The following is a 21,531-nucleotide window of genomic DNA, read 5'->3' on the forward strand; positions in this document are numbered from 1 at the left end:
GGGTGCATCATTGACTGCCGCCAGCGTGAAGCTCTGACTTGCCGGAACGCTGCCGCCATTGCCGTCGGTGACGGTGTAGCTGAGGCTGACCGGGCCGTTGTAGTTGGCATCAGGCGTGAAGGTCCAGCTGCCGTCATTGTTGTCGACCAGGGCGCCATGATCGGCGGTGAGGCCGGAGACCGACAACTGGTCGCCGTCGACATCGGTGAAGCCGGCCAGCAGGTCAGCGGTGCTGAACGTGTAGGGCGTGTCCTCGCTGCCTGCCGAAAGCGTCGCCGCATTGCCGCTGAGGACCGGCGCATCATTGACCGCCGCCAGCGTGAAGCTCTGGCTTGCCGGCACACTGCCGCCATTGCCGTCGGTGACGGTGTAGCTGAGGCTGACCGGGCCGTTGTAGTTGGCATCAGGCGTGAAGGTCCAGGTGCCGTCATTGTTGTCGACCAGGGCGCCATGATCGGCGGTAAGGCCGGAGACCGACAACTGATCGCCGTCGACATCGGTGAAGCCGGCAAGCAGGTCGGCAGTGCTGAAGGTGTAGGGCGTGTCCTCGGTGCCTGCCGAAAGCGTCGCCGCGTTGCCGCTGAGGACCGGCGCGTCGTTGACCGCATCAAGCGTGAAGCTCTGGGTCGCCGCGACACTGCCGCCATTGCCGTCGGTGACGGTGTAGCTGAGGCTGACCGGGCCGTTGTAGTTGGCATCAGGCGAGAAGGTCCAGCTGCCGTTATTGTTGTCGACCAGCGTGCCATGATTGGCGGTGAGGCCGGAGACCGACATCTGATCGCCCTCGGCATCGGTGAAGCCGGCCAGCAGGTCAGCGGTGCTGATCGTGTAGGGCGTGTCCTCGCTGCCTGCCGAAAGCGTCGCCGCGTTGCCGCTGAGGACGGGTGCATCATTGACTGCCGCCAGCGTGAAGCTCTGCGTCGCCGGCACGCTGCCGCCATTGCCGTCGGTGACGGTGTAGCTGAGGTTGACCGGGCCGTTGTAGTTGGCATCAGGCGTGAAGGTCCAGGTGCCGTCATTGTTGTCGACCAGGGCGCCATGATTGGCGGTGAGGCCGGAGACCGACAGCTGGTCGCCGTCGACATCGGTGAAGCCGGCCAGCAGGTCAGCGGTGCTGAACGTGTAGGGTGTGTCCTCGCTGCCTGCCGAAAGCGTCGCCGCATTGCCGCTGAGGACGGGCGCGTCGTTGACCGCCGCCAGCGTGAAGCTCTGCGTCGCCGGCACGCTGCCGCCATTGCCGTCGGTGACGGTGTAGCTGAGGCTGACCGGGCCGTTGTAGTTGGCATCAGGCGTGAAGGTCCAGCTGCCGTCATTGTTGTCGACCAGGGCGCCATGATCGGCGGTGAGGCCGGAGACCGACAACTGGTCGCCGTCGACATCGGTGAAGCCGGCCAGCAGGTCAGCGGTGCTGAACGTGTAGGGCGTGTCCTCGCTGCCTGCCGAAAGCGTCGCCGCATTGCCGCTGAGGACCGGCGCATCATTGACCGCATCAAGCGTGAAGCTCTGGCTTGCCGGCACACTGCCGCCATTGCCGTCGGTGACGGTGTAGCTGAGGCTGACCGGGCCGTTGTAGTTGGCATCAGGCGTGAAGGTCCAGGTGCCGTCATTGTTGTCGACCAGGGCGCCATGATCGGCGGTAAGGCCGGAGACCGACAACTGATCGCCGTCGACATCGGTGAAGCCGGCAAGCAGGTCGGCAGTGCTGAAGGTGTAGGGCGTGTCCTCGGTGCCTGCCGAAAGCGTCGCCGCGTTGCCGCTGAGGACCGGCGCGTCGTTGACCGCATCAAGCGTGAAGCTCTGGGTCGCCGCGACACTGCCGCCATTGCCGTCGGTGACGGTGTAGCTGAGGCTGACCGGGCCGTTGTAGTTGGCATCAGGCGAGAAGGTCCAGCTGCCGTTATTGTTGTCGACCAGCGTGCCATGATTGGCGGTGAGGCCGGAGACCGACATCTGATCGCCCTCGGCATCGGTGAAGCCGGCAAGCAGGTCAGCGGTGCTGATCGTGTAGGGCGTGTCCTCGCTGCCTGCCGAAAGCGTCGCCGCATTGCCGCTGAGGACGGGTGCGTCGTTGATGCCGTTGATCACAACCGTCAGCGTGCCGACGCTGAGCGTGCCGTTCGACATCTTGATCGTGTACTGGATCGTGTCCTTGAACATTTCTCCGGCATCGAGCGCGTTGATCTGCGCGCTTAGACCGGCTGCGTCATAGTGGATCTTGTTGTCGCTGCCGATCCAGAATGTTGCTCCCATCTGGCTGGTTTGGCTGAAGCTAATGCCCACGCCGTCCTGGATCAGTAGGTCCTTGTTGTAATCGACAAACGCCTTGTTGGTGACGATGATGGCTGCCCCTCCGTCGTCGTTTTTGACGCCGTCATCCGCCGAATAGATCGTCGTCTTCACTCCGCCGCCGCTTGCGCCCAGGACGTCGAACGTGAACTGAAGGCTGCCGTCCTCGGTGCCGGATTGTGTCAGATTGGCTGCCGCACCTGAATTCGAAAACGTGACGGTCGTGCCTGATACTGTCGTAGTCGCCATTTACAATTCCCCCCAATGATACTGCGAACGACTGAAGTGTTCGTCGCCCCAAATGTTATTGTTACTCCGGGCGCGCCCAACCCATCGCCGACGCAATCGCGTAATAAACATGCCCATCTGCACGGTATATTATATTTTTCTAAATGGTAACCCGTGTGATACATAAAATGCTATAAACTATACAATAGAGTTAAGTTGCTTGTGCATAAACTTGTTCATCAATTCATGTGATTATTTGCGCCAGTATCCTGATTGCCTGCACTTCCCGTTTATCGACACGCAGGAGTTCCACACCGCGGCCGGCGTGACGGGGGAGGCTTCGATGCTTTGGGCGGACATAGCCGTGTCGACGCAGGCGAAAGACGCTGGACGATAAAAATACCACTACCTAAAAGAGATGAGGCCAGATCCACCTCTTGCAGGAGAAGAAAAATGCAACGCATCGAGAGGGAAGTGAGCGGCGGATGCCAGTGCGGTGCCGTGCGCTACCATGCAAGCGTCATGTTCGACAATTCGCATCTCTGCCATTGCCGCATGTGCCAGAAAGCCTCGGGCAGCATCTTTGCCGCGCTCGTCGCCTCGCCCGATGATGCGCTGACCTGGACACGCGGCAAGCCGAGCGTCTGGAAGAGCTCGGAGCTGGTCGAGCGCGGCTTTTGCGCCAATTGCGGTACGCCTTTGTTTTTCCACCACCTGGAAAACGGCCGCACCAACCTGATGATCGGTTCGCTTGACGATCCCAACGCCTTCCCGCCGCTGGCCAATACCTGCACCGAGAACATGGTGACGTGGTTCGATACGATCACCGGCTTGGAAAATACCGGCGCCACCGAGACCAACGGCGCCGACTGGGCCGCGGCGATCAAGGCGAGCAACAACCAGCACCCCGATCACGATACGACTTCCTGGGCGGCGAGGGGGCGTGACGGCTGGGATGGGAAGCCGCCGTCTGCCGGCAGGACGAGTACGCCGTAACGCGACTCGCCGAAGTTCGAGCGGTCTGAGCATTTTCGGCTTAAGCGCCTTTTGCCTCGCACGTTCACCACGCGCGTTGTGCCGTTTCGAAGATCACCGCTGTGACAGGCGGTGGCCTTTCTCCAGCTTTACTTTATCTTCCAAAACATGTTCGGCCTAGAACAGGATGATTTTAGGCCCGGTCGGCCTAAAATCTGAATCCTGTTCTAAATTAAGGAGTTAGAGCATGATGTCGTCCGAAAACCGCTCACACTTTTCGGCATCATGCTCTAGGCACGACCAGGAAAGCCAATGATCGTAGCGCAAATCTCCGATATTCACGCTGCACCGAATAACGACAACCTGCTGCGGCTCAACCGCGCATTGTCGTGGCTTTCCGTGCTTGAGCTGGATGCGCTCGTCGTGTCGGGCGACCTGATAGATGATGACTGGACTGATGGTTACGCTGCGATAGCCGCCCGTCTTGGAGCCTTGAATTGTCCGGTCATGTTGGTGCCGGGCAACTCCGACGATCGGCGATTGATGCGAACCTCTTTCGCGACACGTTATGGAGCGGTTGACGACTGCGATGCCATGCATTTTGTCGCGCAGATCGGTGGGCTGAAGTTAGTGGGAATTGACACCTGCCTACCCGGTACTTCGGCGGGCGACGTTGTCCAGCATCTTACTTGGCTGGAACGGGTACTGGAGGAGCCAGCCTCACCCCCCACGCTTCTCTTCTCGCATCACCACTTCGTGCCAAGCGGAATTGCGCCGATTGACGCGGTGATCGCAGAGGGTAAAGCAGAGCTTGGTGACCTGTTGACGGGGCGTTCCCTTGCGCCGCTTGCTATATCCTCCGGCCATGTCCATCGGCCAATGAGTGGGATGTTGGCAGGCATTCCGGCACATATCTGTGGCTCGATCTGCCCAGCTAACCCGCTGTGGTTCGGGGGCCAGAACATTCCCGCCGTGAACGAGCCGCCGATGATCATGGTTCATCGTCTCACTCGCGATGGGCTGGTCAGCAGTCACGTCGCCGTCTGAACGGCAATCAACTTCATGGACGAGCAACGAGAGTTTCTCGGTGGAGATTGGAGGTTCTCACGACCACATTCGATGCGTTGACCCCGCGATGATGGGATAAATGCCCCGCGAAGAGGGCGGCTCAGGCCGCCCATCGGTCACTTGATGATCTGGATCACCTTCCGCGAGGAAGGCTCGACGATCACACGCTCATCGTTGACGATCGCGTATGCATATGCCGGGTCATCGGGAATTGGGGTCACGACAACCGTTTCCGGCAGGGGCTGCCCGACGACAACCTTCTCCTTCACGACGACGCGTTCAGTCGGGGCGGGAGCCTGCTGGACAAAGGTCACCACCTTCTCCGGCGGTGCCGCAATGACGGTCGACGACTGCGCAAAGGCAGATGCCGATGCCAACAAGATGCCGATGGTAATTCCTAGTGCTTTGATTTTCATCTGTTCTTCCTCCTTGATGCGGTTAGGTCCGCTCAAGGCCAAACCGGAATATGGAGGAAGGGTTCCGGAGTCGGGCTTCGTGCCGGGACTTGTTCCGACCGTGGTCCTAGTCCAATTGGGTGCCGCCCACTGATATCCACTACTGCGACGGGAAGCGGCTCAGCATGCGGTCCTGGACGTTTTCCCAGCCGACGATCGACGCTGCAAGCGAGATGATTTTGTCGCGATCCGCGGCCTTTGTTATGTAGCCTTCGAGCAGAACGACCGGGCCGAGCATTCTGATTTCGACGGCGCTGCTGTCAACGTCCGGATCAGCGGCAAGAGTTGCCGAGATGGTCGCGATGGTCGCCGCCGTACTATGGCCTTCCGGACAGCGCTCCTCGTGATTGTTGGGGCCATACCTCATTTTCTTGTTCCTGTTCCGCCTGCCCTCCCGCGGACCTCATGTTGCCTCAAAAACAATATGTGCAGCGGGCTCTCAGCTTGCCAGCCCGACTTAGGTCCCACAGCCGGGCAACCAAAATCTGCGGCGAATGCCTGGATGACCGCGAGAGATCGAAAAAATGCAAAACCGCTATGTATTGACGGGGTGCACCGACTGCCTATATCGGCCGTTGAGAATTGTACGGGATTTTCGCATGTGCCGGCGTGTCTACATCAATTGTTCCTTTGACAAGTTGGCCGAAAGTTTTAGCTTCGCTACGCGGGGTAACGTCGACGATCTCGGCGGCCGCGTCCCGAGATACAACGGTGCCCCCGCCGAGGCGTACCATATCATCATTCAAGACGCGGAACGTCAGCGGGAACGTCCAAAGCCTGCCATTTCCATCGCTCGTTGGGGGCTCGTTCCGTCATGGATGGACCGACCGCGTCGTCAGCCGCCCGTCTACGCTCGCTGCGAAGATATATCCTCGAATGAGCTGTTCCACGACGCCTACCGATCGCGGCGTTGCCTTATTCCGGTTAGCGGATTCTTCGAATGGCTGGACATCTCCGGGACCGGCAAGAAGCAGCCTTATGCTGTTGCCATGAAGGACCGATCGATGTTCGCGCTGGCAGGCATTTGGGAAGTATGGCGTCATCCCGCCGGAATCGATATCCGGAGCTTCGCCGTCGTCACCTGTCCCGCCAATGAGATGATGGCACCAATCCACAATCGGATGCCGGTCGTGCTTCGTGCCGAGGATTACGGGCGTTGGCTGTCTTCCGATCCAAACCCACGCGGCCTGATGAAGCCGTTCGATGACGACGCGATGATGATGTGGCCCATTACGCGTCGCGTATTGACCGTCAGAAATGTCGGGCCGGAGGTCATAAATCCGGTTGATCTGAGTGCAAGACAGGTCTCGCAGTAGGATTAGTAAGATCAGGTAAATTGAAGATTTTTCGAACTCTGTCATTCTTTTACCTGTCCGCCCCTCGGTGCGGCATCACTGATAAGGTCGCATCAATCTGGTACAAAATGCCCCGTCTTGGCGGGGTATTTTGCTGTTCGAGCTGCGGTACTGCAGACCGGAGGGTGAATTCCGCGACAGGACTATCGCGAGCTTGCAAGATGGCTATGCCGCGCAGGAGGTCCAGCCAGGCCCGCGAGTAGCTTCGAGGAATTGCCTTGACAGCGTCAAGCTTACCGCCCCGCCGGGGCTATGCACCATTCGGCTCTTCATCGGACTAGCCGATCCAACCCGTGGCAAACGACCCCTGACGCAGAAAATCGCCGATGGCATCCGAAGACATCGGCGCGCCCAAAAGATGTCCCTGTAGTCGATCGCATTTTTCTCTTCTAAGCCACGTCGCCTGACCGGCCGTTTCGACGCCTTCGGCCGTAATCCGCATCCCCAGCCCATGTGCAAGCCCGATGATGAAGCGCACGATGGTCTGGCTCTTCGGATTGGTCTCGACGTCCTTGATGAAGTGCCGATCGATCTTGATCGTGTCGAACGGGAAGTTCTGTAGGTAGCTGAGGGAGGAATAGCGGGTGCCAAAGTCGTCGAGCGCGATTCGGACACCCAGGACTTCCAGAGTATGGAGTATGTCGAGATTTTTGGTGTTACGTTCAAGCAGGACGGTTTCGGTTATTTCGATCTCCAACCTTTCGGCAGGAAACTCGACCGCGTCAAGAATCCCGGATACGCGATCGGTGAAGCCTCGGAGGAGGAATTCAGCCGGTGAGAGATTGACCGCTACGATGAAATGCGAGGCCCACGTTGACGCCTCGCGACACGCCTGTTCAAGCACCCATGCTCCTATATCCCCCATGAGACCGTCGGCTTCGGCCATCGGGATGAAAACACTCGGTGGAACCACTCCGGCATAAGGATGGCGCCAACGCAGCAGCGCCTCGAAGCCGACGATGCCCTCCGATAGCTCCACCAGTGGCTGATACTCGATGAAAAACTGCCGCTCCTTAAGGGCCACACGCAAACTGCGCCGCAGCGTCTCACGCTGCTCCAGCATGATCATCATCGAGCGGTTGAACGTCCTTGCCCGGCCGCGTCCATCGTTCTTGGCAGCATAGAGCGCAATGTCGGCTGCTTTCATCAACTGTTCGCCGTCGCTGCCATCGGACGGCGCAATGGCAATTCCGACGCTGGCACCGACAAACACATCGATCCCGTCTATGGTGAATGGCTCTTTGAACGCCCGGACCAGGGATCCAGCGAGTTCTTCCGCCTCCGCAGGTTGGTTCCGACGCCGCTGAATGACCGCAAATTCATCGCCAGCAAGTCTGTAAGCTGTCTCGTCGCCGCGTAGTACGGACTGGATGCGTTCCGCGGTCATCTTGAGCACCACGTCGCCGGCGCCATGGCCAAGGGTGTCGTTGACGGGTTTGAAGTCATCGAGATCTAACAGCATCAGCGCGAGCTTTTGACCCTTTGGCACGGGAAAGCCGGTCTCGAGATCGCTGCTGAACTGCCGGCGGTTGGCCAGTCCCGTCAGTACGTCATGCCTGGCCTGATGAAGAAGAAGGGCGCGATCGGTCTCCCGAGTCGACGCCTCCGAATTCGCGCTGCGATCGCGCGTCTCGATGACCCCAAGGCCCCGATCAGTGCCGAAAACGAGAAGACTGCGACGGTCGCCGGACGAACTGGATGCGATCTCGATGTTGCGAGGCAGGCCGCCGGCGAGCACGGCTTCGATCATCGATCTGGCGCCGGGATCAAGCAGCTCCGGATATAGATCCCAAAAGGTCGCACCTGGCGCCGCTACAGTTTTGTAGGCCTTCGAAACCGCCAGAGAGCATCTGGCAAGTTTCAGGCTATTGCCATAAAACGAGACGAGCTCATCAGGTTGACCGGACATAGGCGCTCCGCGTTGGATTTTTCATCCCCCAACTCGCTGTGTCATCTGCGAAGGCTAACATGCCAGCAGAAATATTCAACCGTGACCTGTTGATCGTCAAAAATACGCCTTGAGGGCGTCTTCCCGAAGGCCTTTGATAGGAGAGCCGGCTACATAGGAAGCCTTCTAATCAACCTTGGTACCAGCCCATGCAAGTAAGCCCAACGTCCAGTATAATCGTGGCGATGCAAGATCGGAAACTGAGTTCTCAATGCGGGCCGCTGTGGATTAGCAAATTGAGGTTAATTGACCATCTTCGAAACGATGCCATCTTTCTACCTTCCGCGCCTCCTCAATTGCGCGGTACCACTGATACAAAATGCCCCGTCCTGGCGGGGCATTTCGCCTATCCGGACTGCGGTACTGCAGGAAGGCTTCGAGCAGATCTGGGAGGAAATCGCTGACAGGACTATCGCGAGCTTACAAGGTGGCTATCGCCGCGCAAGAGGTCCAGCCAGGCCCGCGACACCTTCTCTTCGCCCGAGCCCCCGAAATGGCAATCGTCGTAGCGGTCGTCTCCATCGAGCAACGCGTCAGAATTTACGCCCTCTCGGATACCGTGGCCGCTTTTTGACAGGGCCAGTTGCGCCCGTACGATCGGATTGTCAGGAATATGCTCCTTGAAACCGCCGTTGCTCGGTTCGAGGCATTTCGATGCGATCGAAATGTAAACAGGTGCTTCGACGCCGTGCTGACGCAGTGTGCCAACCATCGACATGAAACGTTCCCGATAGGCCTCCGCAGTCGTGCCAAAAACGAGGTCCGCCTCTCCTTGCACCCAGAGGACGCTGGTTATCCGATAACCGGAATCGTGAAGCTGTTTCACAGTATCGACGAGCAGAGGATTGAAGTCACCGCCTACCGCCCATCGTGCGACCTCGGATCCGCCATATGCGAGAGGTGCGAGGATGACGTTGTCGTTTTGTCCCGATGCGATCAATTTATTGGCGAGAAGCGTCCAGTACTCTCCCCGGGTGTTGGTCGCTCCAAGCAGTGGCGACGCCGCGATGAAGCACTTCTTGTCAAAGGCGTTTACAACACGAGCGCCATAATTTGACCGGTGCCGTTGTCCACCGTAGTTGGCCGCGTTCGATTGGCCAAGAATGAGTAAGACAGCAGTTCGATCGGTTTGCGTCGGGCAGGTCACAGCGGTTTTTGATTCATCCCCGATGACTCGCTCCTTGTCGTCGAAAGTATAACGGCTTGGAGCCGCCGGCTTCTCTCCGACAACTATTTTCTTCACTGCGGAAAGTTGCGGCCAAGGAGAGATCTCGTGTCTCGCGCTCATGCCGCCGAGAAAATAAATGGCGATTAACGCGGCGAGTCCGACTGGTATTGGTTTGCGCATGTGGTTTCCTTTTAGAGATTACCCAATGATATCGAGCCGAGTGTCGGACTATCAAGACCGCTCTCGCCGAGAAGCTTACTTTGCACCAGCCATATATACTTGCTCTGGTATGAGCTTAAAAAAGAATTCGTCGGACGGCCAGTCCGACCTAAGTCCGGGATTTCACCCGACATCAGCCGATGTAATTCTCCTCATCTTTGTTGAATGGACCGCGGGAAGGTTTTAGTCGTTGTTGCGGGCGTCCGAGCTTTCGCAGCAGATGGCGAACGTCATTGCGAGGATATGGGACTCTTGGCATGCCGAGGATCGGCTTAGTGGATTGGCGAAGGCGCGACGACTTCGCTCCTTTGATGCTTGTGATGTGTGAAGAAAAGAATAGGCTCGTCCGATCACTTGGCGAGGTTGCCAAGGTTCTCGTCGTGGGATGGCCCACAGACGACGGAAAGGAATACATCGCTGCCGTGAAAGCATGCCTGGATGCCATCCAAGGCGATATTCCTGCCAACACAGCACGTGCCGCGCTTATTCGCGCTGCAGAGGAAGCCGGAATGCGGGTTGTTACAGGCGTCCACTGAATTCGCCACCCGACTGATAGTGCGTGCTGGAGCGGCAGATGAAAGAATGGCGGGCCTCGGCGGCATCGCAGTTCGTCATGGGATTAGAAGACTGACGGTTCATGCTGCGAGAGATACTTTGGGCCTTTATGAGGCGCTCGGATGGACCGTCATTGATGCGGCACGAGACAATCCGATGCTAGCGAAAGAACTGAGGAGCGGTGCCTTGCTGCCGCCTCTCGGGCAACCTTGCGCGTCGAGGCCGGCCGTGCCTTTGAACTGGAGCCAACAAGTATCGTTCTGCGATGGGGGAGGGTGCGGATGTCATCGCGACGATGACGACAAGCGTGTCGGTCAACCCGTGGCTATAGTCCTGTGTTGGTTCTCCTCATTCTATATCGGTCGAGTAGGGGATCTCGGCTTCCTTCAACGCCAACAAGAACAGCTCCCGGGCGCTATCGTCTGAAACATGTCCGTCATCGACGCCTTCACAGGCTTCAAGGGCCGCGATGTAAGCCTTTCCTTCAGAAACCGGCCAACGGGCCGATAGGAGATCGAACGCCTGTTTCGCCGATCTCACGGTGGTCGGCTTTCGCAGATGTAGAATAACGACACTCGTCCACAAGACAGGCTCCATCGCCAGCGGGCAACCCGCTAAACGGAGCGTCCGCTTCACCCCAACCTCGGTCTACGACGAAGGTTCCTCACGCTTATTTTCAGCCATCCGGAGGTCCAGCGCCTGTCGCAACTGGCCCGCTGACATGTCTGTGTTTGCACTCAAAAGATCGACGGCGGCAGCGTATGCGGCTTGCGCGCAATCCCCGCCTGCGTCGATGGCGTTCGCGTCGCACCAATCGGCTATTACCCTCGCGAGCATCTCTATATGCCGCTCGGAGAGTTCCGGAAGATTTAAGAGGTTTAGAGACATTGTTTGCGGCCTCACCCAAGGCAAGAGCACGTCGGATCGCCCAGTCGGCATCGCCCTGTAAAATCACCGACTGGAGTACTATACCCTTTATTCGGCGCGATGGTATGGCGATCCGCAAAGGGCCGAATTCCACGGAGTTGCAGCGGCCCCGACCCATCGGGTGACACTCGCATCAGTCCGCCGGCCGTCAACATGTCGCAATGTCTGGTGGTGGCGGCCCGCCGGCGTGTCCAGCTTATCCGCCCACGCATGGTCAGGAGGTTGATCAGGACGGCAGGGAACTTGCGCAAGCAAACGGCGTTCCCTGAGTAAACTTCTTCCGCTCGGTTGTCGGCGACATCCCAGCCTCTTTCCAGGTCCGTATGACGACACAGCAGATCATCGCATTTTCTGTCATCGGGCTCATGATGGCGGTCTTCATCTGGGATCGCTTCCGCTACGATGTTGTTGCCTGTTGCGCGCTCGTTTTGGCGGTCGCGACGGGAATTGTCCCGCCGGAAGAAGCCTTTTCCGGCTTTTCGGATGACATTGTCATCATCGTCGGCAGCGCCCTGATCGTCAGCGCGGGCGTCGCCCGGTCGGGCATCGTCGATGCCGCGATCAAGCGGCTTTTCCCGAACCTGAACACGCTTCATACCCAGCTCGCGCTCCTGATGATCGCCGTGGCGTTGCTGTCTGCCTTCATCAAGAATATCGGCGCGCTCGCCATCATGATGCCTGTCGCCTTTCAGTTCGCAAGGAAATCCGGCGCTTCTCCCTCGAAATACCTGATGCCGATGTCATTCGCCGCCCTGCTTGGCGGACTGATGACGCAGGTCGGCACGTCGCCGAACATCGTCGTATCGCGGCTTCGGGAGGAGATGACGGGAACATCCTTCACCATGTTCGACTTCACGCCGACAGGCGCGATCCTGACGGTCGTCGGCATCACCTTTTTGTTGTTTTTCCACTGGCTGGTGCCGAGCCGCACCAAGCAGGACCACGCCATTGAAGATGTCGTCGAGATCAAGAATTACACGAGCGAAGTCGCAATCACCGACCAGTCGACGCTGCTCGAGCGGGCGCTCAGCGACCTAGTGAAGCTCGGCGATGGCGAGGTCATCGCCACGGCCGTCCTGCGCGGCGGCACCAGGAGGGCGCCGTTTCCTGATCTGACGCTCCGCGCAGATGATATTGTGATGCTGGAAGGCCCCTCGGCAGCAATAGACCGCATCGTATCACAAGGGAAATTGAAGCTTTCCGGCAAGCCCTTGACTAAAGATGGCCTGCCGGACAGGAACATCATTTCGCTCGAGGCGATCGTCAGCCAGGACTCGTCCCTCACTGGTCTTTCGGCCAAGGAGCTGGCGCTTTCCTACACGCGCGGGGTCAACATTCTGGCGATCAGCCGGCATGGCGAACGCCTCAAGGAACGGTTGGGCAGCATGACGCTCGGCGTCGGCGACGTCCTCCTCCTGCAGGGCAGCCGGGCAAGCCTGGCCGCACTTCTGCAGGATTTTGGCCTGTTGCCGCTCGCCCAGCGCGAGGTGATGCTCGGCACCCGCCGCCGTGCCTTCATTCCGCTGCTGATGCTGACCCTCGCCATGGCAACGACCGCCGTCGGCCTCGCGCCGGTTCCGGTGGCTTTCTTCGCGGCGGCGCTGGGCATGGTCGTCTTCCGGGCCATTCCGCTGACGGATATCTATAAAGCGGTCGACGGCCCGATCCTGGTTATGCTCGCCGCCCTTATTCCCGTCTCGGATTCCTTGCGCACCTCCGGCGGCAGCGACTTGATCGCCGGCTGGCTGGGTGTGGTGGCGATGAACCTGCCGGCATGGGGCGCACTCGGCCTCATCCTGGTCAGCGCCATGGCCGTTACGCCCTTCCTCAACAACGCCGCCACCGTTCTCGTCATGGCGCCGATCGCCGCGAGCTTTGCAACCAGTCTCGGCTTCAGGCCGGAAGCCTTCCTGCTGGCGGTCGCAATTGGCGCCGGCTGCGACTTCCTGACCCCGGTCGGCCATCAATGCAACACGCTGGTCTTCGGTCCCGGCGGCTACAAGTTCTCCGATTACCCACGACTCGGCCTGCCGCTGTCGGCATTGATCATCCTGGTCAGCGTGCCCGCGCTGCTTTTTATCTGGCCGGTGAAATAGACCGCGAAGGCGCAGCCGCAGCCGGTTTGAAAAGCCATCGGCAGCGCCTGGGGAGGGGCATTTGCCCTCCCCAGTCTCTATCAGGCGACCTCGGTCGCAAAGCGCTGAAACAGCGGTTTCAGGCGGGGGTGGCGTGCCGCCGGCGGCGGATGGATTTCAATGGCCCGACCGGCCCTTGCCTCGCGTCGCAGCCATTCGCTGATGGTTTCGGCGCTGGTGTGATCCATGTAATGGAGGTCCTCGCCGACAATCTTGACCTTGCGGCCCTCGGGCAGCTGCTCGAGCGTGTTGAGCAGAATGGGCACGTCCTTGCAGGTGGCTGCGCCGCCGAGCTGGACATGGATTTCCTCATCTATCTCGGCGTGTCTGATCGCGAGTTTTCGCCTGAGGTAGGGCACGATCTCGATGATCGACAGCGCCAGGCCCAGCGCGACGCCGACCAGCAGGTCCTGCAGGACGACCATGGCAACGGTCACCGCCCAGATGCCGACCGGGACCAACCCATGATGCTCGAACAGGTGCCTGACATGGCGCAGGCTGATCAACCGCCATCCGGTGACGAGCAGAACCGCGGCGAGGGCCGACAAGGGAACCAGGGTCAAGAGGCTTGGCGCCAGCGCCACCAGACCCAATATCCAGATCCCGTGGAAGATGGCGGAGGCCCGCGTGCGTGCGCCGGCCTGAATGTTGGCCGAGGAACGGACGATGACGCCGGTGATCGGCAATCCGCCGAGCAGGCCGCAGAGCCCGTTGCCGACGCCCTGAGCAAACAGCTCCTTGTTGAATCGGGTGCGTACGCCGTCGTGCATCCGGTCGACGGCGGCGGCCGAGAGAAGGGTTTCGGCACTCGCGATGACGGCAATCATCACCGCCATGAGAATGACGCCGGGCTCCAGCAACCTGGCGAAGTTTTCCGCGGTCGGCAGTGTGATGCTGTCCACGAGCGAGGTGGGGACCTCGACGCGCGCGATCGGCAATTGCAACGCGGCGGCAAGAACCGTCGCCGCCGCGACACCGACCAGCGCGCCCGGAACCAGCGCAAGCGATTTCGGGCGGCACTTCTCCCAGCACACCATTGCAAGCAGGGATATGAGGCCAACCTTCAAGGCGGTTGCCTGGCTCGTCAGGCCAGTTCCCCAAAGACGGGCGAGACTGTCCTCCATCGCCGCGACGTTCTCCATCCCGCCGGCAGCGGGCTTGGCATCCATCAGCACATGAATCTGCCCCAATATGATCAGAATTCCGATGCCGGCGAGCATGCCGTGAACGACGGCCGGCGAGATCGCCCGGAACCAGGAGCCGACCCGCAGGAACCCGCCGGCGATCTGCAGGAAGCCGACGGCGATCAGGACGGGGGCGAGCATGGCGACGCCGTATTCCTCGACGAAGCCGAAGACGATAACGGCAAGTCCGGCGGCAGGCCCGGAGACCTGCAGCGGCGATCCCGACAGGAAGCCGACGACGATGCCGCCGATGATGCCGGAGATCAGGCCCATCGACGCCGGCACGCCGGAGGCGATGGCGATCCCCAGGCAAAGGGGGATGGCGACGAGAAAGACGACCAAAGAGGAGGCAAGGTCACGCGAAAAGGTGGAGCTCACTGCTGTCATGGCGCTACTCCGCGGCAAGCGTTGCTGCGATTTGCGGCATGACATGCGGCCGATCGCGGCCGGTCACCGCAACCGGCAGCGGCTCCCCCTCCTGCGGCACCGTGAAGGTTGCTGTTGCCCCGTCATAGACCTGAATTTCGCCGGTCTCGATGTCGAAGAACCAGCCATGCAGGGTGATCTCGCTGGTGGCGAGTTTCGCGGCCACGGAAGGATGCGTCTTCAGGTGATCGAGCTGAACGACGACGTTCTCCATCGCCACGGCGCGCACGCGGTCACTTTCGGACAAGTCGTCCGGATAGGCCCGGCAGACGATGGAATAGGCGGCGTGGCTGTGGCGCAGCCAGGCTGCGACATTGGGCATCGGCTGGAGCAGCTCCGGATGGCACAGGCCCTTCATGGCGCCGCAATCCGAATGGCCGCAGACGACGATGTCGCTGACGCCAAGCGCCAGGATCGCATATTCGATGGCGGACGAGACCCCGCCATTGAGGGTCGAGAAGGGCGGAACGATGTTGCCGGCATTGCGGCAGACGAAGAGATCGCCGGGACCGGCCTGCGTGATGGTTTCGGGCATCACCCGGCTGTCGGCGCAGGATATCATCAAAGCCTGTGGTTGCTGGCCTTCCCGCGCCAGCTTGCGATAAAGCGCCGACTGGTTGGGAAAAACCGCGCCGCGAAAACTGGAGATGCCTTTTAGGAGATCACCCATGTTCGGATCCTCTTTCTGGCCGGACGTCGGACTGGGAGGAATGTCTCTCGTCCGGCGGGTTACAGAAGCGAGTTGTTCGCAGGTGCGAAAAGAACAGCAAAAAGTGTGCGGTGCAACCAGCCGACGCGAGTTCGCGATCAACAACACGTGAGGAGGGTGCCGAGGTCCGACGAGGGCTGGCCATTCTTTCGGCTGGGAACGCAAGGTCAGCAATGCGTCCTCATCTCGGCCACGGTGGCGATCTTTGCCTTCGCCCGGGAGCCGACAGTCGGGTGACACCTAGAGTCATGGTGGCGCCACAACCGGCCATTCCCGCAAATTCTGTTTGCCTCAGGCCCGATTCGCCCGAACGCTCAGCCACCGATCATGGGGCTTTCCGACGTAGCGACGTATATCGCTGACGATCCAGCCGGCGTCTGTGAGTGCCGACCGCAGGGCAGGCTCGCGCCAGTACGTCTCGATGTAGCGCCGAGGTGCTGCAGCACTGCCGTGTGTGGACACATCCTCGCCGTCGCCCTCCCTGACCGAGACGTGGAGTCGGCCACCGGTGCGGGTCGCCTCGGCAAGCCGTCCAAGCACCGTGCCGAAATCCCCGCGCGCGACATGAATGAGGCAGGCACAGGCCCAGATCCCGTCATACGGCATGCCGGGACGCTGCGGATCGGCCAAGTCATCGGTCAGCGGGTCCAAAAGGTCGGCCTCAAAGCCACTTTCGCGTAGCAGTTCGACGAAACCCTTTGAAATGTCGGTGCGCCGGACGCTAATTCCCCGCTTCTCAAGCTCAAGTGCATCTCGCCCGCCGCCGCTTCCGATCTCCAGCACCCTGCCCGAGCCGGAGAGCTCGGTCACGAACACATCGATCTCGGTCGCGACCCATTCGGGCATCACCGCGGCCTCGGCAGCGTACTCCGCCGCGATCGCATCATAGGACCGCACAGTATCCCGGTCGGTGCTCATCCCAGCGCTCCTCCTTCAAGACAAGAGGCCTATCAGCCCGTTGGCGCCCTTCACACTTCGGCAGTTGGTGACATCGCGGGCGATTTACTCCCCAGCTTTAGCAGAAATGAGGTCAGAGACACCACCGAACGACTGCAAATGCTGCCGGTCGGCAATGCGCCATAACCGGCCATTGGGTTGCCAGCAGAACCTCGGGTCCTGTTGACAATGCGCGTTGGCCGCAGTCTCGTGCGTTGGCCTTACTTCCCCGACATGAGCTTTGCTTTGATGAACCTCGTTTCCGTTACGCTCGAACACCCGATGCAGTCGGATGTGTCATCTCTCCTGCGGCAATCGGATGCCGTCGCCGCTCTGCTTTACCCAGGCGAATATCGGCGACCGATCAATGCGGAGTCTCTGGCAAAGACAGACACTTATGTTCTGATCGCCCGTATTGCCGAGAAAGCGGTCGGGATGTGCGTGCTGTTTGACCGAGGTGATCGTTCGGCTGAACTCAAACGCATGATCGTTGACGCGGAGTCGCGAGGGGCTGGTGTTGGGATGGCGCTCCTTAAAGGGGCGGAAGCTCAGGCCATGAAACTTGGTGCACTCACGATGCTGCTCGAGGTTGGGACGCGCAATATGGAGGCGCAGCAACTCTATCGGCGCGGGGGCTACCAGCCCTGTGACCCGTTCCCGCCCTACGCGAGAACGCCAATAAGCCTCTTTATGACGCGGCGTTTATCGACAGCGGTCCCTGATAACTGAGCAGTTGCGGACCAAGCGCCCTTGATAAACGAGATGGCCGGTTTGGGCCGACAGGAGACAGAAAGCCCTCGACCGGAAAGCGCCATCAGTGAGAAGGCAGGTGAAAACATGAATGCAGATCGACTGTTACCCAAACTGAATTGCCCGGAAAACCGGCCGATCGGTTCATCCAGGACGGCGGACATTCATCATCGATCAGCTTGATTAAGCGGAATCGATTTCCTTGCAATCAACAGCTTCTGATCTGCGAGTATCAGTGAAATCCTCCTGATTGACCGGAATGCGCCAATTTCGGACGTCCTTGAAGCGTTTAAGTCGGTCTGCTCCCGAGCAAGGCGAAGATAGCGGCTGATCTCTGATCCCCCGCAAGCGGTCATTCTCAGCAGAACAAGTTGCGTGTAAATCAGATATCGAATCCTATCGCGGGATAGGCAGCATTTCGACTAGCGGACCGTAGTGGAGGGCTCGATTGCAGACGGACGACCTTCCCAACTACCGCTTCACTGCGAAGATCCCGAGGTATCGCGATACCCCGAAAAAGGTCGAGATGGCCTACGTCATCGAGGACCGGGGCCTCTCGGTGACGCGAGGGCGGTCCGTCAGCCTCGTCCCGTGGACGTCGCTTCGATTCCTGCACCTCCACGTCACGAGTGGGGTCGGCACCACTGGCTTTCCAGTCTACAGCGCGCGCCTGAGGACGCTCTTCGTGTCAAGGGAAATCTCCTCGCTCGATTGGCTCGGAGAAACGGGCGTCGATCGGTCCGCCGACTACGTTCGCTTCATGGAAGAACTGATTCCGTTTGCGGCCGCACGGAACCCACCGCTCCGCTTGCGATACGGCGGCGATCCCATGTTGGAAACGGCGATTCCGATGGTGCTGACCCTCTTCGTCGCCCCGCTCGTCCTCATCCTATTCTTCGTCGTGAAGTTGCCGCTCGGTGTTCTTGCAATCGCGTGGAAGAAGCCCCTTGCGAAGCTCGCGCCGTGGCTTTTCAGCACAGGGTTCGGCGTGGCGTTGAACGCGCTCCCCTGGTCCAGCGGGAAACCGTTCGAGGCGCACGATCTGCCCGCGGCCGAACTTCCGATGAGATATCGGGAAGGTGCCGTCTACAAGAGCCATGTCGATCTTGACCAACGGTGACGCACTAGCCCTCCACCGTTACTCTCGGGAACCTGGCGCATCGCGGCTTGGCTGGCACACGCAACGTCGCCTTTTGCCCGTTCAGACCCTGAAGCTGACCGGCCGCTAACCACCCCATCGCAGACAAGAGTGAACCACTCCCGAATGCCCGCTTTGGGTCGACAGCAGACGAGTGACTTCGGCTGGATTGCGCCAATTGCGGTCATGGCCGGCGGCGCTGTAGAGTTCGATCCGTGAGCCAAACTTCCTCGCGCCCGCAACGCCGGAGGGTTGCTCATTGTCGGCCATCGGCCGGGGTTTTGTCGCCCAGCCATCTCAGCCGGGAAATACTTGCAACATTCAGGAGAACGCATGACGAAGCATCGCATCTATTCGGTCAGCGTCGCGAGCGTCTATCCCCACTATGTCGCCAAGGCGGAGAAGAAGGGACGCACGAAGGCGGAAGTCGACGAAATCATCTGCTGGCTGACGGGCTATAGCCGAGAGTCCCTCGACGATCAGCTGGCGAGGAACACCAACTTCGAGGATTTCTTTGCGCAGGCACCTGAGATGAACCCCTCCCGATCGCAGATCACAGGCGTGATCTGCGGCGTCCGCGTGGAAGAGATTCAGGAAACGACCATGCGGGAAATCCGCTACCTGGACAAACTGATCGACGAACTCGCCAAGGGCAGGGCGATGGAGAAAATCCTGCGAAAATAGAAGCCTAGGTTTGCTCCCGCTCGACCGCTCGTGTCGATGCCCGAGACGAACGGAACACCTTCGCCCAACAGACGCATATTCTGCCCGTCGCATTTCACAGTGTCCCCGTCGACGGCGGTGAGCGAGGCGCAGAAGATCAACGCAGCAATCATTTAGAATTGCTCCGGCTCTTGATTTCATACTGACCGGGGGGATGCTCTGCCCACCACCCGCGATCTTCTTTTCGGGATTGTGCAACTTTCTCGTATCCTGCTGACCATTCACAAGATATCTCTACACCGTCGCATCCTGCTTTCCTTTTCAAAGGTGCTCCGAAAACGTATTCTCTCGGGTAATCATAAAAAATAACATGTGAGATTGGAATTGAATCAAATTCATGTATTTAGAAAGTCAGTAATAATAATATCTATAATATATTTTCTGTCGTTCTACTTATTATTAAGGCAAGCGGCGTATTTTGATAGTATATATGATGATATCCATAATGCGCTTCGATTCAGTGGCCCGCTTCCTGGAATGCTGCTGGCTTGCCCGCAGGTTTACTTGATGATGATCTTGGCGGTATGCTTGCATGTCTTGAAAGGCAAGCGTGACGTAATAAAGTCGCTAATGCGGATATGGGCAGCGATATTCATGCTCGGTTCCGCATGGACTACGCTTTTCATTTACATGATTAACAACGGTTAATTCTGTCTCCCCATCTCCGCAGCCTCAAGCTTCCGTCTCAACGCCTGCTCCTGTTCGTATGACTTGTATGGAAAATGCTCCCAGCACCACCAGCGGACGGGAATCGCCTTGGATGGGCTGTGACCGAAGCCGCCCCACTTTTTACAGCCCGCCTCCTCGCAATAGTGCTCAAAGTGCACAGTCGAGCCGGGCGCGGTTGAATGGTTTGTGATGCTCATTTGCTCAAATCAAAGCGAGTTGCGGGTCAGCTACGGCTAATGGCTCCGCGGCCGGCAGCAGGACAATCCTGTCATCTGCCAATGGCCGTTGCAGCCGGCTTGCCTCTTCCCAGGGCGCGGAGAGCCAAGTCTCGATTTCTTCCTGGCCGCCGAGGATAACCGGCATCGCCTTTTGATGGATCGGAGCTACGATGGCGTTGGGCTCCGTGGTGAGGAAGCCGAACAGGTCGGTCGTGATCAGTCCTTCCTTGATCTTCCGCACGCTCGTCCACTGCGGCACCCACAGCCCCGCGAAGAACATGAGAGGTTCGTCCGGCGCGCCGAACCAGGCATTCGGCGTCCTGCCGCCGTCCGGCTTGTTCGCCGGGTCGGGCTCGGCAAAGCGTGTGAACGGCACCACGCAGCGGTTCTCGACGCCAAGCCAGCGTTTCCAATGCTTGCTGCTGACGTTGCGGACGTTGGTCGTTCCACCATCCGGCTCCATCTTCAGCAGCTCGTCGAAGTCGACCGGCTTGCCCTTCTTGCGCAGGCCGTCAGCGCGTTTGGTCGCTGCATCCAATAGTGCCTTCGAAGAGCTTGGCAGTCCCCAGCGGACGTTGGCGAGTTCCCGGCCGGCGGGCGTGTTGCGAACAATCGGCGCCATTCTGTCGGGCCAGATCTCTTGCTGCGGCTCCATGTTGCCGATGCTGTCGATCATCGCTCGCGTGATCGCTCGGATGGCCTGCTGGTTGCTCATCATTCTGTATAAATTGCACACATCACCCTCCCTCGGCGTCCACACGCCTTTTCTGCTCACTTCGTCGGTATCGATGAGTTGACCGTTCCAACGGTCCCTGAATTGCGTCGCAGCTTCGCGATTTCCGAAGCAGAAAACAAGATACTGGTCCCATTCGATCGAAGCGGAATAGGACTTGGAAGACGGGTCTATAGCCAGCGCAGAGTTGATGATCTCGCCTCGCTGGCGGAAGTGGTGAGCAGGCTCTCCGGAATGATAGTTGCCCCAAAAGATGATCACGTGATGTGGGAGGAGGGAATTCAAGCGCCAGCGGGCGAGGGGGTTATCTCGTCGGTCGGCCATCTTATAAGACCCCATCTTCCCATATCGGTTTTTTCACCGTGTTGATCTTGACCAGGCGGCGCACGGTCAGCTTGCCGTATTCCGAGCCCCAGAGTTGAACCACCTTGAGCGACACATAGTCTGCCCGATCGCAGCGCTGGCAACGGAACCGGCTTGGTAATCGATCGAGGCTGATATTCGTGGTCAGCTTCAACAGATCCCGCGGGAAATAGCGGTAAGTGGTTCTGCAGAATTGGCAGGTGACTTCCAGGAGCTGCCCAGCCTTGTCCGCATCGTGCAGGCTCCACCCGCGCAACTTCTTGGAATAGTTCATTTCCGGCATTGTTCAGTCTCGGTCGTATCTCGGCCGCCACCCCCGCGTGATCCCTCGGCCCATCGCGCCTTCTGTCAAAACCAGCTGCC

The 21,531-nt window shown here is 59.3% G+C and carries 20 protein-coding genes and 1 pseudogene; 8 read left to right on the plus strand and 13 right to left on the minus strand.

What is annotated here, in order from left to right; translation table 11 throughout:
* A partial coding sequence (locus K6M89_RS26115) for a cadherin-like domain-containing protein (RefSeq protein ID WP_222141510.1) occupies window positions 1–2,535 on the minus strand: 2,535 nt, incomplete at its 3' end.
* A gap of 432 nt (window positions 2,536–2,967) precedes the next feature.
* On the opposite strand from K6M89_RS26115, the gene K6M89_RS26120 reads away from it, so the two are divergent.
* Both K6M89_RS26120 and K6M89_RS26125 read left to right on the plus strand, forming a co-directional pair.
* A complete protein-coding gene (locus K6M89_RS26120) occupies window positions 2,968–3,510 on the plus strand; it encodes a GFA family protein (protein ID WP_222141511.1) in 543 nt (180 codons plus the stop codon).
* A 291-nt stretch (window positions 3,511–3,801) separates the two neighbouring features.
* Window positions 3,802–4,536 carry a metallophosphoesterase gene (locus K6M89_RS26125; protein ID WP_222141512.1) on the plus strand — a complete coding sequence of 245 codons (735 nt, stop codon included), beginning with the start codon at window positions 3,802–3,804 and terminating at the stop codon, window positions 4,534–4,536.
* 137 nt (window positions 4,537–4,673) lie between these two features.
* On the opposite strand, the gene K6M89_RS26130 is transcribed toward K6M89_RS26125, so the two are convergent.
* Both K6M89_RS26130 and K6M89_RS26135 read right to left on the minus strand, forming a co-directional pair.
* Window positions 4,674–4,973, minus strand: coding sequence for a DUF1236 domain-containing protein (locus tag K6M89_RS26130; protein WP_222141513.1), 300 nt, complete (start codon window positions 4,971–4,973; stop codon window positions 4,674–4,676).
* Window positions 4,974–5,112: 139 nt separating this feature from the next.
* Entirely contained in the window at window positions 5,113–5,379 is a 267-nt protein-coding gene (locus K6M89_RS26135; protein ID WP_222141514.1) for a BON domain-containing protein, read from the minus strand.
* A 232-nt stretch (window positions 5,380–5,611) separates the two neighbouring features.
* Between K6M89_RS26135 and K6M89_RS26140 the strand changes: the two genes are divergently transcribed.
* The gene (locus tag K6M89_RS26140) at window positions 5,612–6,328 is read left to right on the plus strand and encodes an SOS response-associated peptidase (protein ID WP_222141597.1); all 717 of its coding nucleotides are present in this window, start codon (window positions 5,612–5,614) and stop codon (window positions 6,326–6,328) included.
* A 316-nt stretch (window positions 6,329–6,644) separates the two neighbouring features.
* Here K6M89_RS26140 and K6M89_RS26145 read toward each other — a convergent pair whose 3' ends face one another.
* Window positions 6,645–8,276: a putative bifunctional diguanylate cyclase/phosphodiesterase gene (locus tag K6M89_RS26145; RefSeq protein WP_222141515.1), complete on the minus strand. Its 1,632-nt coding sequence runs from the start codon at window positions 8,274–8,276 to the stop codon at window positions 6,645–6,647.
* A gap of 448 nt (window positions 8,277–8,724) precedes the next feature.
* On the minus strand, window positions 8,725–9,663 hold the full coding sequence (locus K6M89_RS26150; RefSeq protein ID WP_222141516.1) for a sialate O-acetylesterase: 939 nt from the start codon (window positions 9,661–9,663) through the stop codon (window positions 8,725–8,727).
* Between the two features lie 296 nt (window positions 9,664–9,959).
* Between K6M89_RS26150 and K6M89_RS26155 the strand changes: the two genes are divergently transcribed.
* Window positions 9,960–10,238 carry a DUF982 domain-containing protein gene (locus K6M89_RS26155; RefSeq protein WP_222141517.1) on the plus strand — a complete coding sequence of 93 codons (279 nt, stop codon included), beginning with the start codon at window positions 9,960–9,962 and terminating at the stop codon, window positions 10,236–10,238.
* A gap of 367 nt (window positions 10,239–10,605) precedes the next feature.
* Here the strand turns inward: K6M89_RS26155 and K6M89_RS26160 are convergent, their stop codons facing one another.
* Window positions 10,606–10,842: a DUF982 domain-containing protein gene (locus K6M89_RS26160; protein WP_246642696.1), complete on the minus strand. Its 237-nt coding sequence runs from the start codon at window positions 10,840–10,842 to the stop codon at window positions 10,606–10,608.
* A gap of 665 nt (window positions 10,843–11,507) precedes the next feature.
* Here K6M89_RS26160 and K6M89_RS26165 point away from each other — a divergent pair.
* Window positions 11,508–13,280 (plus strand): SLC13 family permease, encoded by a 1,773-nt coding sequence (locus tag K6M89_RS26165; protein WP_222141518.1) that lies wholly within the window; start codon window positions 11,508–11,510, stop codon window positions 13,278–13,280.
* An 80-nt stretch (window positions 13,281–13,360) separates the two neighbouring features.
* Here the strand turns inward: K6M89_RS26165 and K6M89_RS26170 are convergent, their stop codons facing one another.
* The 3 genes from K6M89_RS26170 to K6M89_RS26180 form a co-directional block, all read right to left on the minus strand.
* Window positions 13,361–14,890, minus strand: coding sequence for a SulP family inorganic anion transporter (locus tag K6M89_RS26170; RefSeq protein ID WP_097582611.1), 1,530 nt, complete (start codon window positions 14,888–14,890; stop codon window positions 13,361–13,363).
* A gap of 4 nt (window positions 14,891–14,894) precedes the next feature.
* Window positions 14,895–15,599, minus strand: coding sequence for a carbonic anhydrase (locus K6M89_RS26175; RefSeq protein ID WP_222141519.1), 705 nt, complete (start codon window positions 15,597–15,599; stop codon window positions 14,895–14,897).
* A 330-nt stretch (window positions 15,600–15,929) separates the two neighbouring features.
* Window positions 15,930–16,556, minus strand: a complete 627-nt coding sequence (locus tag K6M89_RS26180; RefSeq protein ID WP_222141520.1) for a class I SAM-dependent methyltransferase — start codon at window positions 16,554–16,556, stop codon at window positions 15,930–15,932.
* Window positions 16,557–16,823: 267 nt separating this feature from the next.
* On the opposite strand from K6M89_RS26180, the gene K6M89_RS26185 reads away from it, so the two are divergent.
* The 3 genes from K6M89_RS26185 to K6M89_RS26195 all read left to right on the plus strand — a co-directional run bounded on the left by K6M89_RS26185 (window position 16,824) and on the right by K6M89_RS26195 (window position 19,146).
* Complete coding sequence (locus tag K6M89_RS26185; RefSeq protein ID WP_222141521.1) at window positions 16,824–17,303, plus strand: GNAT family N-acetyltransferase; 480 nt, start codon at window positions 16,824–16,826, stop codon at window positions 17,301–17,303.
* A gap of 469 nt (window positions 17,304–17,772) precedes the next feature.
* Window positions 17,773–18,444, plus strand: a complete 672-nt coding sequence (locus tag K6M89_RS26190; RefSeq protein ID WP_222141522.1) for a hypothetical protein — start codon at window positions 17,773–17,775, stop codon at window positions 18,442–18,444.
* Between the two features lie 351 nt (window positions 18,445–18,795).
* The gene (locus K6M89_RS26195; protein WP_222141523.1) at window positions 18,796–19,146 is read left to right on the plus strand and encodes a DUF2200 domain-containing protein; all 351 of its coding nucleotides are present in this window, start codon (window positions 18,796–18,798) and stop codon (window positions 19,144–19,146) included.
* A 29-nt stretch (window positions 19,147–19,175) separates the two neighbouring features.
* Here K6M89_RS26195 and K6M89_RS31205 read toward each other — a convergent pair.
* The 4 genes and pseudogenes from K6M89_RS31205 to K6M89_RS26205 all read right to left on the minus strand — a co-directional run.
* Window positions 19,176–19,298 (minus strand): annotated as a pseudogene (locus K6M89_RS31205) (thermonuclease family protein); the annotation flags it as partial.
* A gap of 531 nt (window positions 19,299–19,829) precedes the next feature.
* Window positions 19,830–20,051, minus strand: coding sequence for a hypothetical protein (locus tag K6M89_RS31210; RefSeq protein ID WP_246642697.1), 222 nt, complete (start codon window positions 20,049–20,051; stop codon window positions 19,830–19,832).
* Between the two features lie 4 nt (window positions 20,052–20,055).
* Window positions 20,056–20,808, minus strand: coding sequence for an SOS response-associated peptidase (locus K6M89_RS26200; RefSeq protein ID WP_222141599.1), 753 nt, complete (start codon window positions 20,806–20,808; stop codon window positions 20,056–20,058).
* Window positions 20,809–21,130: 322 nt separating this feature from the next.
* Entirely contained in the window at window positions 21,131–21,451 is a 321-nt protein-coding gene (locus tag K6M89_RS26205; protein WP_222141524.1) for a hypothetical protein, read from the minus strand.
* Window positions 21,452–21,531: the final 80 nt, after the last annotated feature.

This window comes from Rhizobium croatiense (assembly GCF_019793465.1).
GTDB lineage: Bacteria > Pseudomonadota > Alphaproteobacteria > Rhizobiales > Rhizobiaceae > Rhizobium > Rhizobium croatiense.

Excerpts from the sequence above, each read along its gene's own strand:
- K6M89_RS26205 (WP_222141524.1), bottom strand. The coding sequence starts at position 21,451 with ATGCCGGAAATGAACTATTCCAAGAAGTTGCGCGGGTGGAGCCTGCAC.
- K6M89_RS31210 (WP_246642697.1), bottom strand. The coding sequence starts at position 20,051 with ATGAGCATCACAAACCATTCAACCGCGCCCGGCTCGACTGTGCACTTT.
- K6M89_RS26170 (WP_097582611.1), bottom strand. The coding sequence starts at position 14,890 with ATGACAGCAGTGAGCTCCACCTTTTCGCGTGACCTTGCCTCCTCTTTG.
- K6M89_RS26155 (WP_222141517.1), top strand. The coding sequence starts at position 9,960 with ATGCCGAGGATCGGCTTAGTGGATTGGCGAAGGCGCGACGACTTCGCT.
- K6M89_RS26125 (WP_222141512.1), top strand. The coding sequence starts at position 3,802 with ATGATCGTAGCGCAAATCTCCGATATTCACGCTGCACCGAATAACGAC.
- K6M89_RS26175 (WP_222141519.1), bottom strand. The coding sequence starts at position 15,599 with ATGGGTGATCTCCTAAAAGGCATCTCCAGTTTTCGCGGCGCGGTTTTT.
- K6M89_RS26180 (WP_222141520.1), bottom strand. The coding sequence starts at position 16,556 with ATGAGCACCGACCGGGATACTGTGCGGTCCTATGATGCGATCGCGGCG.
- K6M89_RS26150 (WP_222141516.1), bottom strand. The coding sequence starts at position 9,663 with ATGCGCAAACCAATACCAGTCGGACTCGCCGCGTTAATCGCCATTTAT.
- K6M89_RS26165 (WP_222141518.1), top strand. The coding sequence starts at position 11,508 with ATGACGACACAGCAGATCATCGCATTTTCTGTCATCGGGCTCATGATG.
- K6M89_RS26145 (WP_222141515.1), bottom strand. The coding sequence starts at position 8,276 with ATGTCCGGTCAACCTGATGAGCTCGTCTCGTTTTATGGCAATAGCCTG.
- K6M89_RS26195 (WP_222141523.1), top strand. The coding sequence starts at position 18,796 with ATGACGAAGCATCGCATCTATTCGGTCAGCGTCGCGAGCGTCTATCCC.
- K6M89_RS26135 (WP_222141514.1), bottom strand. The coding sequence starts at position 5,379 with ATGAGGTATGGCCCCAACAATCACGAGGAGCGCTGTCCGGAAGGCCAT.
- K6M89_RS26185 (WP_222141521.1), top strand. The coding sequence starts at position 16,824 with ATGAACCTCGTTTCCGTTACGCTCGAACACCCGATGCAGTCGGATGTG.
- K6M89_RS26120 (WP_222141511.1), top strand. The coding sequence starts at position 2,968 with ATGCAACGCATCGAGAGGGAAGTGAGCGGCGGATGCCAGTGCGGTGCC.
- K6M89_RS26140 (WP_222141597.1), top strand. The coding sequence starts at position 5,612 with ATGTGCCGGCGTGTCTACATCAATTGTTCCTTTGACAAGTTGGCCGAA.
- K6M89_RS26130 (WP_222141513.1), bottom strand. The coding sequence starts at position 4,973 with ATGAAAATCAAAGCACTAGGAATTACCATCGGCATCTTGTTGGCATCG.